Consider the following 1,156-nt stretch of genomic DNA (forward strand, 5'->3'; position numbering starts at 1 on the left):
CTAGTGATCTGCGGCTGAAGTTGGTGCCCCGGGGCGTTGCCAGGTGAAGGTGACGGGTCGATGCTGCTGGTTGCGGAGCCGGGTCCAGTGCTGAACACGCCCGTCGCAGTCCTCGGCGCTGACGAAGGTGGCGTGCTGCAGAACCTGGCGGGTGAGGATGCCGAAAACGGACTCCACCGGGTTGACCCACGAGGCATGCTTCGGCGTGAGCCGAACGCTGATACCCGGATGGGCCTGCAACCACGTGCGGGTGGCGTAGCTGGTGTGCGCCGGGCCGTTGTCCATGACCAGGGTGAAGATCGACCCGTGGACGGCGACGAGGTGTTCGAGCACCTCGATGAAGGCGACGGAGTCCATCCGCTGGGTGGATCGGATCATCTGCACCGCCCCACTGGCTGCGGTCTGGATGCCGTACCAGGAGATCGTTCCGTGCCGGACGTACTCGAACTCCCGTCTCCTGCGCCCGCGCCCATCGCGGCTGTCAGGCAGCACCGGAACGCGCAACGGGTGGCTGGTCTTCTCATCCAGGCACAACACCGGAAACGGGTCGTCCCCGGCAGCGGTGACCGCTGCTTCGACTGCAGCGACACGGGTGTTGAAGTCTGGGTCGGCGCGCCGGTGCACCCAGCCGCGGACCTGGTGGACCTTCAGGTCCAGACGCTTCAACGCCCGCCCGACCCACGACGGGCTCACGCCCCAGTTCAGCTCACCCATCGCCGCGCTCAAGCGCTCATGACTCCAGCCGGCGAACGGTGCTGGGGCTTGGGCGGTGGCCAAGGCGAGCAGGTCCCGGCGGGTGCTGTCGTCGTACAGGGCCGGCCGTCCCGATCGGGGCGCGTCGCCCAGGGCTGCGATGCCGCCTTCACACCAGCGCCGCCACCACTTGCGCACCGTCTTCGGTGAGCAGGCGTGATCGCGGGCGACCTGGCGGATGCCTGTCCCGTCCAGCACCGCCAGCACCAGCCGGGCCCGCAGTGCGTGCCGTTGCTGCTGACGCGGCCCATCAACCACCGCCTGCAGTGCCTCACGGCTATCGTCGATCCCGCACGGCAGCGACGGAAGAAGTGTTCCCACGCTCACCGACGCTGCCGTGCCTCACCCCTCTGACCGCCAGACCCGAACGGGTGGGGCACCAACTTCAGCCGTAGATCACTAG

Annotated in this window: 1 protein-coding gene; it reads right to left on the reverse strand. The window is 68.3% G+C overall.

Annotated features, from left to right (window positions below; all coding sequences use genetic code 11):
- The gene (locus tag CLV37_RS26895) at positions 1–1,080 is read right to left on the reverse strand and encodes an IS630 family transposase (protein ID WP_106215802.1); all 1,080 of its coding nucleotides are present in this window, start codon (positions 1,078–1,080) and stop codon (positions 1–3) included.
- Positions 1,081–1,156: the final 76 nt, after the last annotated feature.

It is taken from the genome of Kineococcus rhizosphaerae (assembly GCF_003002055.1).
GTDB classification, from domain to species: domain Bacteria; phylum Actinomycetota; class Actinomycetes; order Actinomycetales; family Kineococcaceae; genus Kineococcus; species Kineococcus rhizosphaerae.